The 16,010-nt window shown below is 58.3% G+C and carries 13 protein-coding genes; 1 reads left to right on the forward strand and 12 read right to left on the reverse strand.

Annotated elements, in window-relative coordinates; all coding sequences use genetic code 11:
• Positions 1 to 33: 33 nt before the first annotated feature.
• A complete protein-coding gene (locus tag SCARR_RS18730) occupies positions 34 to 3,270 on the reverse strand; it encodes an FtsX-like permease family protein (protein ID WP_136063181.1) in 3,237 nt (1,078 codons plus the stop codon).
• Positions 3,267 to 3,917: an ABC transporter ATP-binding protein gene (locus SCARR_RS18735; protein WP_222846364.1), complete on the reverse strand. Its 651-nt coding sequence runs from the start codon at positions 3,915 to 3,917 to the stop codon at positions 3,267 to 3,269. The genes SCARR_RS18730 and SCARR_RS18735 overlap by 4 nt, the downstream gene beginning before the upstream one ends.
• A 132-nt stretch (positions 3,918 to 4,049) precedes the next feature.
• Between SCARR_RS18735 and SCARR_RS18740 the strand changes: the two genes are divergently transcribed.
• Positions 4,050 to 4,274, forward strand: a complete 225-nt coding sequence (locus tag SCARR_RS18740; protein WP_136063183.1) for a hypothetical protein — start codon at positions 4,050 to 4,052, stop codon at positions 4,272 to 4,274.
• Here SCARR_RS18740 and SCARR_RS18745 read toward each other — a convergent pair.
• From SCARR_RS18745 to SCARR_RS18785, 10 genes are all read right to left on the reverse strand, one after another.
• Positions 4,219 to 5,445 carry an outer membrane protein assembly factor BamB family protein gene (locus SCARR_RS18745; protein WP_136063184.1) on the reverse strand — a complete coding sequence of 409 codons (1,227 nt, stop codon included), beginning with the start codon at positions 5,443 to 5,445 and terminating at the stop codon, positions 4,219 to 4,221. The genes SCARR_RS18740 and SCARR_RS18745 overlap by 56 nt on opposite strands.
• Positions 5,442 to 6,716 carry a glycosyltransferase family 4 protein gene (locus tag SCARR_RS18750; RefSeq protein ID WP_168433433.1) on the reverse strand — a complete coding sequence of 425 codons (1,275 nt, stop codon included), beginning with the start codon at positions 6,714 to 6,716 and terminating at the stop codon, positions 5,442 to 5,444. The genes SCARR_RS18745 and SCARR_RS18750 overlap by 4 nt, the downstream gene beginning before the upstream one ends.
• On the reverse strand, positions 6,713 to 8,194 hold the full coding sequence (locus SCARR_RS18755; protein ID WP_136063186.1) for a 2Fe-2S iron-sulfur cluster-binding protein: 1,482 nt from the start codon (positions 8,192 to 8,194) through the stop codon (positions 6,713 to 6,715). The genes SCARR_RS18750 and SCARR_RS18755 overlap by 4 nt, the downstream gene beginning before the upstream one ends.
• Before the next feature lie 199 nt (positions 8,195 to 8,393).
• Positions 8,394 to 10,739, reverse strand: a complete 2,346-nt coding sequence (nuoE, locus tag SCARR_RS18760; RefSeq protein WP_136063187.1) for an NADH-quinone oxidoreductase subunit NuoE — start codon at positions 10,737 to 10,739, stop codon at positions 8,394 to 8,396.
• An 80-nt stretch (positions 10,740 to 10,819) separates the two neighbouring features.
• Positions 10,820 to 11,206, reverse strand: a complete 387-nt coding sequence (locus SCARR_RS18765) for a GxxExxY protein (protein WP_136063188.1) — start codon at positions 11,204 to 11,206, stop codon at positions 10,820 to 10,822.
• A 40-nt stretch (positions 11,207 to 11,246) separates the two neighbouring features.
• Positions 11,247 to 12,953, reverse strand: coding sequence for an outer membrane protein assembly factor BamB family protein (locus tag SCARR_RS18770; RefSeq protein WP_136063189.1), 1,707 nt, complete (start codon positions 12,951 to 12,953; stop codon positions 11,247 to 11,249).
• Between the two features lie 4 nt (positions 12,954 to 12,957).
• Entirely contained in the window at positions 12,958 to 14,178 is a 1,221-nt protein-coding gene (locus SCARR_RS18775) for a 4Fe-4S binding protein (protein WP_246044508.1), read from the reverse strand.
• 92 nt (positions 14,179 to 14,270) lie between these two features.
• Positions 14,271 to 14,828, reverse strand: a complete 558-nt coding sequence (locus tag SCARR_RS18780) for a 4Fe-4S binding protein (protein ID WP_222846365.1) — start codon at positions 14,826 to 14,828, stop codon at positions 14,271 to 14,273.
• A complete protein-coding gene (locus SCARR_RS28310; RefSeq protein WP_168433434.1) occupies positions 14,825 to 15,001 on the reverse strand; it encodes a hypothetical protein in 177 nt (58 codons plus the stop codon). Before SCARR_RS28310 ends, SCARR_RS18780 begins: the two co-directional genes overlap by 4 nt.
• Positions 14,998 to 15,948: an NHL repeat-containing protein gene (locus SCARR_RS18785; RefSeq protein ID WP_136063192.1), complete on the reverse strand. Its 951-nt coding sequence runs from the start codon at positions 15,946 to 15,948 to the stop codon at positions 14,998 to 15,000. The genes SCARR_RS28310 and SCARR_RS18785 overlap by 4 nt, the downstream gene beginning before the upstream one ends.
• Positions 15,949 to 16,010 lie beyond the last annotated feature (62 nt).

Below are 16,010 nucleotides of genomic sequence, written 5' to 3' on the forward strand. Positions count from 1 at the left end.
TTTTGTGTTGGCGGGCAAACAAAGTTTCATCCATCACTCATTCCGCAGCCCCCGCAGCAGATCGCCCTTGAGCGCAACGCTGATCGCAACAGCCATGCACGCAACCGCGCATCCGGCAACTGCCAGCAGCAACAGGGCGAGAAATCCGTAGCCCACATGCGATCGGGTAATAAACAGCGCCGGCGCCATCGCCAACGCGGAAGAAAATATGCCGACGCCCAACCCGCCGAGCAGCAGCAAGCCGTGCTCGATAAAGAGCAGCTTTTGCAGCGTAGCCGTCCGATAGCCCACCGCCCGCAGCAATGCGGTTTCCGCGCGGCGGTCCTGCACGTTGCGCAGTACGGCAATCCCCATGCCCATGGCCCCAATCGCCAACCCCAGCGCACCCAGCACCAGAAACATGGCCAGATAAGTCGACTCCACCGCATAAAACTCCAGCAGCCGGTCCGTCGAAGGAACCACATCCAGCCCCGCCCGTTCATACTTTTGTACCGCAGGCGTCCCGCCTGCCCCGTGAACAGTTTGTACCGCAGGCGTCCCGCCTGCCCCGTGAACAGTTTGTACCGCAGGCGTCCCGCCTGCCCCGTCGAACAGGAACATGCGATATCCCTCTTCGCCCGAAAACCGCTCCACAAAATCCTTTTCCGCAATCAGCAACGAACCCTGAAAAACCGACAGGCGCATCGGCAGCGCCCCGACCAGTTTGACTAGAAATGCGTTGCCCGCCTCGTCGCGGTATTCCAACACATCGCCCTTTTCAACGCCGGTCTTGGCTTCAAGCCCCCACATCGCGGTATCCGAATCGCCCACCAGCGCCGGAACCATTCCCTCCGGAAGCTCCGTGTGAAGCAAAGCCCAAACATCGTCGCCGGCCTCAAACGCCTTGCGCGCCGAAAGTACGTCCGGATCAACGCCCAGCAAACGCGGCGTCCGCGCACGGTTCAAATTCAAGCAGCTCGCATCGTCGCCGTCGCGCACACGCAGGCGCACTCCTCCGAGGTCGTCGGCAATCGGCAGCGTCGATTCGCCAAACCAGGCAAAGCCGCCCGTGCCCGACCACGGCTCGTCGGCGTGCGCGGTCACATCCTCCTTCATGGAAGAAACCGCAAAAACCAAAAAGCACCCGCAGGCCAGCAGGCCAACCACCGCCAAACTCCGCCCGCGCCTCCGCGCCGCATTCCGCAACGCCAACGCGCCCAAGCCAGGCAAACTGTCCTGCCGACCCGCCCGCCGGAGCAGCTCCCCGCAAAATAGAATCCCGGAAACCAGCAGCAGAGCCCCCGCCCCGAAAAACGGCATCGTCACAGACTGCACTTCCGCCAGCACCGCATACGCCGCAATGCCAACCGCGCCTAGTCCAGCCGCCAAGGCAACGTACCGCAGACATCCCGCCTGCCCGTATCGCTGGTTTCCAGCCTGCGCCGCAAACTCTTGCGAAAAGTCCGCCATCAACAATTCACGCGCCGGATGCTTTGCCTGCCGCCACACCGCAACGGCCATCGCCGCCATGGCGCACACAAAACTCGACACCGCACCGGATACCAGCGTGCCCGGCTCGGCAAAATAGTGGATCGCTGAATTCGCAACCGCGCCGTTCCAATAGTTGGAAAGGCCCAACAGCAGCAATTTGGTGTAGCCGGTTCCCAGCCACGCACCAGCCACCGAACCGCACAGCGCAATCACAGCCCCTTCGGCCAGCAGCAAGCCGCGCACCTGCCGAGGACGCCAACCCGTTGCCAGCAAAATGCCCATCTCCTCCGCGCGCTGCTGCACGCCGAAAACAAACAGCAGCCCCGTCAGCATCAGCGCCGCCACAATCAGGAAAAAACTCATGCCGGCAAACAGCTCGCCAAAATCCATCGCATTGTCCACCGACGCCAGCGCCTGCTCGCGCACCGGCTGGAAAACGTAGCCCGCTCTCTCCGGATTGAACGCCGCCCGAAAATCCTCTTCCACCCTTCCACTCTTCCACCGAATCCCAGTCAGGCTGCCAAAGCGATTCGACCACATTTCCTGCCCGGCCTTCAGCGAAACAATCGCCTTGGGCGTCTGCTTGAATTCATTCCAATAGGCCTCGTTCGCCTCATCCTCAAGCTGCGCCTCCTCCATCGGGATGCCCACATCCCAATCCGAGCAGCGATCGACATCGGTCAACCCCGGAAACTGCGGCGCCAAACGGCGCTCCTGCTCCAGCGCCTCCATTTCAATGATAGAATGAACCTTGAACGTCCGCTCCCGCTCTTCAAACTTGCCTGAGGCTAGCAGCTCAAAATATTTCAGCGCAACGGAACTTCCTGCCGAGGCCTCCAGCGCATCCGCCAGCCAACGGTTAATGATGATTTCATCATCGCCAAGCCTTCCCGCAGGCGTCCCGCCTGCCCCGTCGCAAGCCAGCACGAAAGAATACGGCGTCGATTTCCGACCCTTGGAAATTGAATTCACAAGATAGGTCAGCGAGCCCTCCGCTCCGGAAACTGACAACGCGGCCCGAACGGCTTCCGGCCCCAAATAAACACCATCGGACTCCAGCTGAACCACCCCGCCCTCCTCTCGGAGACGAAGCCCAAAATCAGCCGGCTCCCACACTTGCGCAAGTGTGCCGGACGGATCTCGCTTGCCAGCCAGCAGCAGATTGGCCTTCCTCTCCAACTCCGTGCGGTCTTCCAACCATTGGAAGTTTACAAACGCGTTGTAGGGCGCAACCTGATTCGCCGAGAGGCTGAAACGGCCCAGCTCGTCATCACCGAGAATTCGCGAAACCGTAAACCGTCCGCGCACGGAACGGTCATCCTTTTGCGCCGCCAACGGGGCATCGCGCGGGAGCAGGCCCGGCTTTTCAATCCGGAGCGAAACCTCGTCGCCCGCCTCAACCCCCAATGCCGCCGCCAGCTTTTTGTTCAGCGCAACTTCGCTTTCCAACAACTGGGAATCGAGCCCCGCAAGCTTCCAAAGGTTGGAATCGCAGCCCAGCACCTGCACTTGGTTGATTTGCCGGCCTTCCGCAAGCGCCATGCCGCGCAACTGCAACACTGCCGCTGCGTCTGCATCAATTTTTTCAGCAAGGCTTCGGGCAAAGAACCGATTTGGCGTGTGCATGGCATAATGGATCCCGCCCAGACGCTGCAGCGCAAACTTGCGCAGTGAACCATCGACGGAATCCCCCACCAACAACGACCCGGTCAGTACGGCCGAAGCCAGCACGATCCCGAGCAGCACGCCCGCATGGCTCCGCCAACGAAACTTCAAACTCGATAACAGCAAGCGGATCATTTCAGCATTCCAGCTTCAAGCGTCAACACCCGGTCCAACCGCTTCGCCAGCCGCTCCGAGTGGGTCACCATAACCATGGCCAGGTTCTCTTCTTGGTTGAGCTCCAGCAGCAGCTCCATCAATGAGTCCGCCCCTTCCCGGTTGAGCGCCCCCGTCGGCTCGTCGGCCAGCAGCAGCCTCGGCTGGTTGATCAGCGCGCGAACCACGGCGACCCGTTGCCGCTCCCCGCCGGAAAGCTGCCCCGGGCGATGCGATAGGCGGTCGGCCAACCCCACGCGCTGCAGCAAATCTTTCGCACGATTCTTGGCATCCGAAGCACCGCTGGCCACCAACGCAGGAACCAGCACATTTTCCAGCACCGTGCACTGGGGCAGCAGGTGATGCAGCTGGAAGACAAAACCCACCTCTTCGTTACGGAATCGGGCGCTCTGCTTTTCATTCATCGACAAAACATCGAGGCCATCAAACAAAAGCGTTCCGGCATCCGGCCAGTCCAGTGCTCCGATAATATTCAGCAGCGTGCTCTTGCCGCACCCCGAAGCACCGAGCACCGCCACGCTTTCTCCGGCGCGCACTTCCAGATCCACCCCCGTCAAAACGGGGGCTTGTTCTTCATACTGCTTCGATATTTCTGAAATCTTCAACATAGCGCTCATTGCATCCCTTTTTACGGTTTTTAACTTTAAGTTTTTCCCTTTTTCTCAATGCATAAAACTCTTTCCTTGCAATTGTCAAATTATGCCATAAATTCATCTTGCAACTAAGAGAGGAGCTGCACCATGGAATTTACACCACTGGACAAGCGCATCTGGACCAAAGGGCTCGTGCTGGAATGCCCGCACGGAAAAGCGTTGGATGACTGCCCGCTGAATGCATTGCGCCATTTGCCGGCCAACCAGGTGAATAGAACCATCAACGGGCTGACCGACCAGCAGGTGGATTCTATTGTTACCATTCATCAGCATTGCTACCAAGAGCGGTTGGCGGCGGCCCCCACGCACTAACCGTTCCGTCGTCCGCTCCGACCACAATCAGCCCGCCGATGATCGCCGGAGCGGTTGCATCATCGCTAACCTCCGTTGACCACAACTTGGCGCCATCTTCAAGTTTCAGAAGATAAAGCACGCCGTCCGCCGACACTACAACCTTGTCCCCGGCAACCACCGGCGAATACGGCAGGCCTCCTGTGTCGAATTTCCAAACGGTCTTGCCCTCTACCCGTTCAACGGCATAGACCAAGCCATCGTCAGAAGAATAAACCACTAGCTTGTCCGTAACGGAAGGAGTCGAAAACGTCTGATCCTCCGACTCGTCGCTGCTCCAGACAATATCCCCCGCATCCAAGTCGGCGCAGATCAAACCGCCGTCGCGCGTCCCGGCAAAAGCCAGCTTGCCGTCCACCGCAACGCCGCCCGCAATCTGCCCATCGCCCCCGACTTCAATATCCTTCAGATGTTTCCCATCCGCACCATAGACGTGCAGCGCCGCCAAGCAACTGCCAAAAACGATCTGCCCGTTTCCAATCCCTGGAGCTCCGTCGCACCGCTCCACCCCTTCCGTCTTCCAAATCCGCTTTCCCGTTTGTACATCCAAACAATGAAGCGAACCCTCGCTCTGATCCAGCACAACAACAGCTGATTGTTTCGACCGCGAAGACGCCAAGACACTAAGTTTTTCCGTTCTTTGCGTCTTTGCGTCTTTGCGGTCAGAATTTATTTTGCGCGGCACAAAGTTGGGGGACCCGGTAATGATGCCGCCGGATTCATAGCACCATTTTTCTTCCCCCGTTTTGGCATCAAGTGCATGCAGCGTCCCCCGCGTGGTTGCGGCAAAAACCAATCCGTCAGCGCAGGCCAGCGGCGCCTCGAAGCGCACCGGCATGGCCGCTCCCGCATCGTTCGTTCGCGAGAAGCTTTTTTTCCAAACCTTGGAACCGTTCAGATCGAGCGCAACCACCTGCCCCTTTTTCGCTGAAAAGAAAATCCGTTTCCCGTCCGACACCGGCGTGCTGTACACTTCGCCTCCGGCACTGTATCTCCAAAGCAGCTGCGGCTTCGGCGGCACAATTGCATCCGACACACCCCGCAAATCCCCACCGCCATGATACGTATTCCACTCCCCATAACCGGCAGTCGCGCAACACGCCAGCAAAGTAATCATTTTGCTCAAAATCATTTTCCCAACTCCCCGTAGACCGAAATCATATTCATCGCCATCGTCTCAATGCTGAAGTTTTCCTGCACCGACTCACGCCCCGCCCGTCCGAGTTTTCGCATCCTCTCAGGATCCAGCAGCAGCGCCCGCAGCGACTCCACCAAATCGTCATAAATCAATCCGCCGCCCGTCGCGTCAATCAACTCTGGAAACGCGCCGGCGTTCGGCTGCACCACCGGAATGCCGCAGGCCATTGCTTCGATAATGTACGAGCCAAACGCCTCGCCCTGCTCCACCGGAACGCACATCACCGACAGCGATTTTAAAAACGCCAGCCGATGCTCGCGGTTAAAATCCTCGACAAATTCTGCATCGTTTTCCAGCCCGGCCATCGCCAGTTTTTTCTTTTGCTCGGCAACGCACTTTAAGTCGTCGCCCACCGCGCCGCCCGTCGCGCGCAACTTTAGGCTTTCCAAGCCTGAACATTTTTTAAGTTCGATAAACGCATCCACCAGCTTGCCGAGGCCGAGCGTTTCATTCATGCGCGAAAGATAGCCCAGCACCGGCGGATCAAAATCAAGCGATGCTTCTTCATAGCCATAAAGGTCAATGCCAACATGCACCACATCAATCAGATCGCGCGGCAGCATCAAGCGTTCGCTCATGCGGTCGGCAAACCAGTTGCTCACCGCCACGAACCGGTCAACATCCCTCGTCCTTGCACGAACCGCTTCCCAGCAAACCTCATCGAACGGCGGATTGATTTCATCCAGCCACCAATCTTCGTCCTGCAGCGAGCAGACCACTGGAACGTCCAGCTTGGATTTGATCTCCCCGGCCAGCCCGATCAGCAGCGCGTTGGAAATATGCACCACGTCCGGCTGCTCATGCTCCACCAGCCACTCAACGAGGCGCTCCACCTCCTTGCGCTGGTTGCCGTCAGCGCCTTCCAACATCGAAAGCGTCATGGGGCCTAGCCCGCCGGCCGACGTCGCCCCCGCCATTGAAGCCGCGCGGTTGAGCATCCACTTTGAATCAAACAACCGGTCGAGCCATCGCGGCGTCTTACGGAAAAAAGGCACCTGCTGCTGAAGCCATACATTGATGCCACCGAAAAAGACCGGTGTGTCGGACTGCACCGGATCGCCGTCCGTAAACATCGGCAGATACATCGGAACCATCACCACGTCCACGCCCTGCTTCCGCAGCGCCTGCACCAGCGCACCGTCGCGCATGCAGTTCTGGCAATAGAACGTGCCGCCCGATCCGGGAACTATGTGTACAACCTTCATCGTTCTTCTACATTGCGGAACGCGAGCGCCCCCGTTGGACATGCTTCAACGCATTCCGTTGCCGCTTCGCGAAGCCCGTCCTGCAGCGCTTCTTCAAACGGCACCGCCACCCGCGTGTTGTAGCCGCGACCAACAAACGTAACGCCCAGCTCCTCGCCGGCGCGCTTCGTGATCTTCACGCACAGCCCGCACTTGATGCACTTGCCCGGCTCGAACACCACGGCTTCGTCATGGCCGATCAGCTGCACATGCCCGCGCTCATCCGCCGGGAACTCGCGCTGATTCGCGCCATACTGCGTCGCATACTTCCTCAGCTTGCAGCTCACCGCCTTCCGGCAGTCGCAATGCAAACACCGCGCCGCTTCGGCTTGTGGAGCAGGCATCCCTGCCTGCTCAACCGTCGCACAGTTCTTGGTTAACTCCTGCACCTCGCTCTCACGAAGTTTCCCAGTCTTGGAATCAAACGGTTCCTTGTTCGAAGGCGGTTCGCCTTTCAGGAACCGATCCACCGCCACCGCGGCCGCTTTGCCGTTGGCCACCGCCTTGACCGCCAGCTTATGTTCCTCGGCGTAGAATGCATCCGCAAAATGAGTGCCCGAAAATTCCGTTTCTGCAAAGACGATCCCGTCAAAGCCATCGGCCGCTTCATGCATCGAAATGGGTGCGCCCAGCGAGAATTCAACCCCGGCCTGCGCCAGCCAATCCACCTCGTCATCCAATACATCCATCGGAAGACTATTATGCTCGCGCAGCACCCCGCCTGCTTTAGGCGCCTCGTCAAAGACCGTGCAACCATATCCCAGCTGGATCAGCTTCCAAGCACAGGAAAGCCCCGCCGGCCCCGAGCCAATCACCGCCACCGACTTAGACTTAGGGGTCATAGACTTAGGGGTCAGTCCTATGAAATGATGTTTTTCAGAAAAAACATTAAAACATAGGACTGACCCCTCTGTTGACCCCTCTGTGACTTCCCGATGCAAATCGCGGATCGTGATAGCTTCATCCACTTGCGCACGTCGGCAGCCCTTTTCGCACGGCGCAGGGCAAACATGGCCCAGCGTCGCCGGAATAGCTAAATCGCGCTTCGCAATCCACGCGGCCGACTCCAGATTGCCGTGTTCGATCGCACGAAGCATCAACGGAATGTCGAGGTGCGCCGGACAGATGCGCGTGCAGGGCGCTTCGCAGTCGCCCACATGCTCGCTCAGCAGCAGATTTAGAATATCGCGGCGAGCCGACTGCACTTCCGCACATTCCGTATCGATTTCCATCCCGTCCACCGCCTTGGCCGAGCACGCCGGAATCAGTTGGCCCGTGGCGACATTCTTCACCACGCACAGCATGCACGATGTTTCCGGCTCGCATCCCTTCATGTGGCACAGCGTCGGAATATCGACAAACACCAGCTCCGCCGCGTCCAGCACCGTCGCGCCCTCATCCACCTTTGCAGGCAACCCATTGATTCTCAGTTCAGGCATAATTTTAAACTCTACCGTTGGTTAATTGACCGCAAAGACGCAAAGAAACAAAGCTCTGCCATTCTATACGCTATGTTTCAGCTTCGCTTTTATTGCAAATTACCAATCAACTTCTATTTAGCAAAAACCTCATCGCCACCTGCATAGAAACTGGCCACTATCAGCAAACTATTTCTTAGCGTCTTTGCGGTCATTACATTCATTCCACCACCACAGCATCCACCGGGCAGATTTGCCGGCAGTTGTCGCACCGGACGCATAGCTCCGGATCAATTTCAAAAACAGAATACGGTTCGCCGCTGATCGCATCGACCGGGCATTCGGCCGCGCACTTGGCGCAGCCGATGCAGTCGTCGGTGATGGAATAGGTTATCAGCTTGGCGCACTTGCCCGCTGGGCAGCGCCCTTCGATATGCGCCTCAAACTCCTCGCGGAAATATTTGATGGTGGTCAGCACCGGATTCGGCGCGGTCTTGCCGAGGCCGCATAGGCTCTGCCCCTTGACCGTCTTCGCCAGCTGCTCCAGCTTTTCAATATCGCCTTGCTTGCCCTGCCCCTTGCACAGCCGCGTCAGGATTTCGAGCATGCGCTTGGTACCAACGCGGCACGGCGTGCACTTGCCGCACGATTCACTCTGCGTGAACGAAAGGAAATAGCGCGCCATCTCCACCATGCAGTCGCGGTCGTCGAGCACCACAAAGCCGCCCGACCCCATCATCGCGCCCACCTCGCTCAGCGCTTCGAAGTCCACCGTCGTATCGCCGAGCGACGCGGGGATGCAACCGCCGGACGGACCGCCGATCTGTACCGCCTTGAAGGTGCGGCCATCGGCCACGCCGCCGCCGATCTGCTCGACCACCTCGCGAATGGTGATGCCCATCGGCACCTCGATCAGCCCGCCGCGTTCAACCTTGCCCGCCAACGAAAACACCTTTGTGCCTTTGCTTCGGTCGGTGCCAAGTTTGGCAAATTCTTCGGCGCCGTTGCGGATGATCCACGGCAGCACCGAAAACGTCTCGGCGTTGTTCACCAGCGTCGGGCATCCGTTCAGCCCCTTCTCGGCTGGGAACGGCGGACGGTAGTTCGGCATGCCGCGCCGCCCTTCCAACGAGGCGATCAACGCCGACTCTTCGCCGCACACAAATGCGCCCGCCCCTTCAAAAATCTTGAGCGAGAGCGAGTGGCCACTGCCCATAATATTATCGCCCAGCAGTCCGGCCGCCTCCATGTCGGCCAGCGCCTGACGGATGCGCTTCACCGCCAGCGGATATTCCGCTCGAACATAAAGCACGCCCTCCGTTGCGCCCACAGCGAAGGAGGCGATGAGCATCCCTTCAATCACCCGGTACGGATACGACTCCATGATCATCCGGTCCATGAACGCGCCGGGATCGCCTTCGTCGCCGTTGGCCACGATATATTTCTTTTCGCCCGGCGCCTTGCGGACAATATCCCATTTTTTGCCGGTCGGGAATCCGCCACCGCCGCGACCGCGAAGCCCGCTTTTATCAATCGTTGAAATCAACCCGCCCGGATCGTTTTTGAAGAAGACATCCTTAATGGCCTTGAAGCCGCCGAGGCGTTTGTATTCCTCCATGTCCGACGGATTCAGAACCCCGCCGTGTTCGGTGGCGATGTGCTTCTGGCGGCTGAGGAAATCCGCAACAGGTTCGTCGCGAACATTAATGGAATAGCGATCGGGCACATTGCGAGCCTCGTCGGTGTAGAGTTTTTTCAGCCATCTTTCCGTCGCCGCGCGAACCTTGATGAACGGGCTGTCGGACCAAAAATGACGTTCAACGATTTCAGGAATATCCTCCGGCTTCACCTTGGCATAAAGCACGGGCTCCTCGCCGGGAATAACGACTTCCACCAGCGGCGTGCGGTGGCACATGCCTACGCAGCCGACCGGCTTGATGTCGACCTTGCACTTCAGCGACTCCAGCTCCTCCTCCAACGCCTCGCGAATCTTGGCGCTGCCGCCGGCCACGCAACAAGAGCCCAGGCCGACGCGCACCTCGCCCATGGAAATGCCGTCTTCCAATCCTTGGAATTTTCGAGGAATGCGATTGGCTTCGTTTTCAATAAAGTCGGTGATCATGTCCGAGACGGTATCCGTGCGCACATGCCCATAGGTCGTCTCGTCGATCTGCACCGCCGGCGCCAAAGTACAGCACCCCAGGCACGCCACCTTCTGGACGGTAAAGAGGCCGTCCGCATCCGTATCGCCATCCTTGATCCCAAGATCTTTCAAAACGGAATAATACACCGCCTCGGAACCTTTCACATGGCAGGCTGTGCCGTCGCAGACGCTGATCATATGCTTGCCGACCGGCGAGCGACGGAACTGCGAAAAGAACGATGCCACGCCTTCGATCTGCGCGGGGGTGATGTCCGAAATTTCGCAGACGCGGCGCAGTGCCGCTTCCGGCAAAAACTTAAACGTCTTCTGCATCGCCTGCAGCACCGGAATCACCGACGCGCTATCGCGCCCGATGCTTTCGACGATTCGATCGACTTCTAAAATGTCTATTTCGTCATTCATCAGATTTTATTGACCGCGAAGACGCAAAGACACGAAGGTTTTAATTCTTTGCGTCTTAGCTTCTTTACGGTCATCCGTATTCATGAGTAGATGATTCGCTTCAAGCCTCTTTTCAGGAGGAACTCATGGAAGTTGACCAGTAGTCCCAAAGGCTTCTTTGTTGCCTTCAAATATGAAATCACCTGCGCCATGTGTTTTTGATTCAACTGATCGACTGCCTTCAGTTCGACAACGACCTCTCCTCCCAAGAATAAATCCAATCGCCCTTCCCCGACACCCACCCCTTTGTAGAACACCTCAATGATCTTTTGTCTTTCAAACGGAATGCCTCGCAATTCCATTTCAACGGCCAACGCGTTTTCGTAGACCGCCTCGTCATACCCTGGCCCGAGCTCACGGTGAACTTCTATCGCCGCATCAATAAACAATTTTACTAATTCTTCCTGCCGTTCAGTTGTTTGCGTCATTTCGTCCTCCCTTTGCGTCTTCGCGTCTTTGCGGTCATATCTATTTTCCAATGCAGTAGAGGTATTCTTCCCCGCGGATGTAGATGCGGTTGTCCATGAAGGCGGGAGTGGCGTAGACGGCCTCGCCCATTTCAATCCTTGCGATCTCCTTATACTCGTCCGTCGCTTCCATGATGTACACGATGCCTCCGAGGTCGATCGAATAAATGCGGTCGCCCACGAGCACGGGCGACGAACTGAACCCGTCGTCAAACTCCTGCTCCCATTTCACATCGCCGGTCGCCGCGTCGAGGCAGATCATGTCTCCGGCCGAGGTGCTGATGAAAAACAGGTTAGACCCCGCAACGGGACTGGAGATTTCAGGCAAATATTCATCGTATTGCCAAAGAATCTCCGGCGTGCCGCCGTTCAGCTTCAGCGCGCTGGCTTGGGCATATTCATTCGCCACAAACACAATGTCTTTGCCGTTGAAGGCGGGCGACGGCGCCACCTCGCCACCGAGGCACGTGACCGTCCATAGCTGCTTGCCCGTGGCGGGATCATAGGCCGTCACGTTTTCTTCGTCGTTGAGAATAAGCTGCGGGCCGGCCTCGGTTTCGATCAGCGCAGGGGTCGACCAGGAAATATGGTGGCGGGCCGTCTGCCAAGCCGGCTTGCCGGTGGCGCAGTCGAAGGCCATCACCTTTTGCAGTTCCTCGTGGTCATACTGCACAAACAGCCGCTGGCCGTCGCTGAGCAGCGAAGAACCCATGCCATAGGGGTTTTCCGGCACACCCAGATTCTTTTGCCAAACGAGATTGCCGTCCAGATCGAGCGCCGCCAACTCGCCCGATGCAAAAATGGCAAAAACGCGCGTGCCATCGGTGGCCATCGTCGGCGCGGCATGGCCCGTGTCCTCCGAAACTTCAGGCAACTCAACGGTGGAGACGATCGTCTTCAACCAAAGCTCCTCTCCCGTATCGGCATCAAAGCAGAACACCTCCTGCCCTTCTTCATCGGCGCCCGACATGAAAACGCGGTTGCCCCAAACGATCGGCGAGTTGAATCCAAAGACAGGAATTTCACTTTTCCAAAGCACACCGTCGCCGCTCTCCACATCCCAACTGACCGGGGCAGAGGTAAAGTGTGCCACGCCAAGGCCGCCCGGCCCGCGCAGCGCCGGCCAGTTGGATTTCAGTTCTTCGGCTGGCACAGGCAAGGATGCCTGCGCCACATGTGGAGCAGGCATCTCTGCCTGCTCAACCGACTGTTCAAGCACCATGGCTAAATCGCTCTGCACGGCGAAGGCGAGAAACAGCGAGAGCGCAACGAGAAACACGGCCGTGCCGGCCATCAGCTGGCGGAACAAGTTGTTCATCTCCCAATGGCTGGGCGTATCCGGTTTGCCGACCGTAGGAAGCCGCGGTTTCCAATGCTTTGAAAGTTTGAGAGCCGCAAAACAAACAAGCGCCCCGACGAGTAGTAGCGCACCGCCCGCACGACGCTGCTCCTGATTGCCAAAAAAGGCGCGCCGGGCATAGAAGTCGTAGGTGCGGATCTGCTCCACCACCGCTTCGCTGCCGTCGGTCGTGTTGGCCAGTTGGTCGCGCAGCTCCAGCAGCGTTGGATCGTTCAGCGGATCCATTTGCAGCAAGCGTACATGGTCGGCAATCAGCAGCACCGAAACCACCAGCACCAGCAACGCCGCCACCAACGCCACACTCTGCGCGATCAATCCCAAAACGGGTCTTTGTTTGAATTCATTCATCAATTCATTCCTTCACCGGACAATATTTAAAGCAACGCCCGCAGCTGTAGCAGGTGCCGCGATCAGGCTCGTAGCCTTCGCGCTTCCGCAGGATGGAAACCGAGATCAGCTTGCATCCAATCACCAAACCAATAAACGCGCCCAGCCACCGGCCGCCTCGCCCGTAGCCGGCCTTAAGTTCCACGGCCTCCGCATAGAGTTCCTCATTCGGTGTGTCGGAAGCGCGGAATGCTTCGGACTCAATATTGGTGCCTTCGTAGCGCCCAAGCTCTTCGCCGGCAATGCGCTCGGCCAGCTGCACCGTCGGATGCAGCCGCGATAGCGGCTCCTTCAACAGGCCCCCGACGCCAAAGCCCAATGCGGTCAATACCGGCAGCAGCAGAATCAAGACGCCCAACCGCCACGCTCCTTTGCTGCGCGCTTCGGGCGCTTCGGCGGGCGTGGGTTCATTGATCGCGTTGTAGGGGCAGGAATCGGCGCAGAGGCCACACTGGATGCAGTCGGTCGGGGTGATGACCGCGTGGCGGCGCGACAGCTTGGAGCACCAGTTGAGCAACACGCCGTAGGGGCAGAGAAAACGGCAATACGGCCGCGCCACAAAGATGCCCAGCACCAGCATGATGCCGCCAAAGATCAGCATGCTGAAGCTCGCCCCCATGCGGAAGACGCCGACGAACGGATCGTATTGGCAAATGAGGAAGCCCGAGCCCATCGCCACGGAAAGCATCGCGAGGCCAAGATAGATGTACGGGAAAACAGAGAGCACTTTTTCAACGGCCGGCGGCACTTTGACCGGTTTGATGGCCACCGCTTCCTGAATCGCACCGAGCGGACAAACCGCGGCACAAAAAACGCGGCCGAAGAGCAGCGCAAAGATAAGCGGCGCGGCAAAAAAGATCAGCACCGTGAGCGGCACGCCATACGCTGGATCACAGATGCCGGCCATCACATTCTGCACCGAACCCACCGAACAGACGCAGCCGTTTCGCACAAAGCCGAAATAGATCATCGAGAACATCGTGAGCAAAAATATTTCGCGGCGCTTGCGTCGCTTCAACACGAGAAAGCTCGCGAGCGCCAGCGCTGCAATCAGCACCGCAACATCCCACCCGACCATCGCATTCGACGGAATCGGCGTATGCACCGCCGGGTGCTCATAGCCCGAAGCAAACTCCGGCATCGGAAAGCGGAACTCCGCATTCGCTACGCCGCAGAACAAGAACACGTATGCCAAGGTATGTAGTACCGCCTTTAGGCGGCTCGTCCAAAGAGAACCCGCTCGAGAGAAACCGCCTAAAGGCGGGACTACATACCGCTTCACGAAATCCTCCGTTCCAGATCAGATTTGAGGAGATAGGGCTCGGAGGCGGGGACGCGCTTGAAGGCATCGGACGGGCAGGCATGGGCGATGGCGCATTCGTTGCAGTTGACGCACAGGTCGTGCTTCACCTGCAAATACAAAGAGCCGTTGCCGAAGACGTCGCAGCCTTTGACGCAGATGCCGCAGCCGATGCACAGATCCTCGTCGATCTTGTATTGATAGTAGGGATCCTCGATATAGGTGCGCTTGATGGCGCCCACCGGACAGAGCTGGTTTTCCGCGCCGGTGTTGCGCCCCTTGGCGTCGGGGCGGAGGTAGCCGCCGCAAAGGTCGCAGTAGCCGCAGATGGAATAGGAATGAAAGCATTTCACCGCCGACGGCGCGAGGACGCAATGCGTGGCGCACCGCCCGCACTGCGTGCATTTTTCCGGATCGATCTGCCACACCAGCTTGGGCGACCGGTTCCGGCCGGCCGAGAGCACCGTCCCGCCAATCAGTACCGCCGCCGCGCCGCGGACAAAGTTTCGCCTGCCTCTGTTTTCTTCCGGCTTCATTTCAGTCCCAACCCGCATTTTCCATTTTCAAATTTTACGCACTTGCCGCAACGGTCGCTGCACACGAACTTTTCCTCGCGCGATGCCAGTACAGCGCAAAGTCCAACGATGCCCGCCAGCACACCGCCTCGGGCGCACCCTTTCAACAACTCCTGTCGATTCATCGGCTTCATTTCTTTTCCTCGAATACACGAACCTGGTTTTTGCTTGGATCGAGCACATAGATGCGTCCGTCATCGCCGGCCGCCACATCGAGTCCGCTAACGCCCTCTTCAAATTGATCCGGCGCTGCGACCACGCAGCGCAGCGAACCGTCGACGTTATGAATTTTGACGCGGGGCAGCCCCTTCTCGGCCGTGACGAATGCGCCGTCGGGCATCAACGCAAAATGCGACGGATTGCAGCAGCCGCTGAACCCTTCAATATTGAACCCGGCGTTTTCCCACTTTGAAAGCGGCATGCCATCGGGGCGGTAGTTTTCCAACGCGTGATGGCCGGGGTTGGCCGTCCATAGCGACCCATCGCTCCGGCTAATCGCCAGATCAAAAAACGGGCTGGGAATAACGAAGCCGCGCACGCCGTTGGCCCAATCCTTTTTCCCGATCTCCAACGGCTTGCCGCCGTCTTTGCTGTAGCGCCAAACGCGGCGGCTTCCGGCATCGGCCGCATAGACATACCACTCGTCCACCGCGATGGAAGTGAGATAGGCCTTTTCGCCGGGCGACGGCCAAACCGCCTTTTTCCCATCCGAGGAAAACACTTCGACATGATCCTGCATGCCGACAAAAACGGAACCGGCACCATCGACCGCGATGCAGCTCGGCGTTCCAACGGTTAGAAGTTTTTTACCGCCAACCACCTCAATGGCGTTTTCGCCGCCCACATAAATTTTTCCGGCGGGGCCGATGGCCAGCGAAACAATGTTTCCAATGGTTGGAACCATCGGCTCCAGCTCCGTGTATGTGATCAACGCGGGATCGACGAAGCGGTATTCATCGAGCGAATAGTTAAAGCTCTTGCCCAGCTCCGCGCGCCGGCTTTGGCCAATGTAAAAACCCAGGCCCAGAATCAGCGCCATGATTAGAATGAACCAGATCCAGTTCTTTACAGCTGGTTTCATTGCGTCACCTTGTAAGGGTTTGTAGTCCCGCCTTTAGGCGGTTGCGCGTGCATAGTCCGCTC

This window comes from Pontiella sulfatireligans (genome assembly GCF_900890705.1).
Lineage (GTDB): Bacteria > Verrucomicrobiota > Kiritimatiellia > Kiritimatiellales > Pontiellaceae > Pontiella > Pontiella sulfatireligans.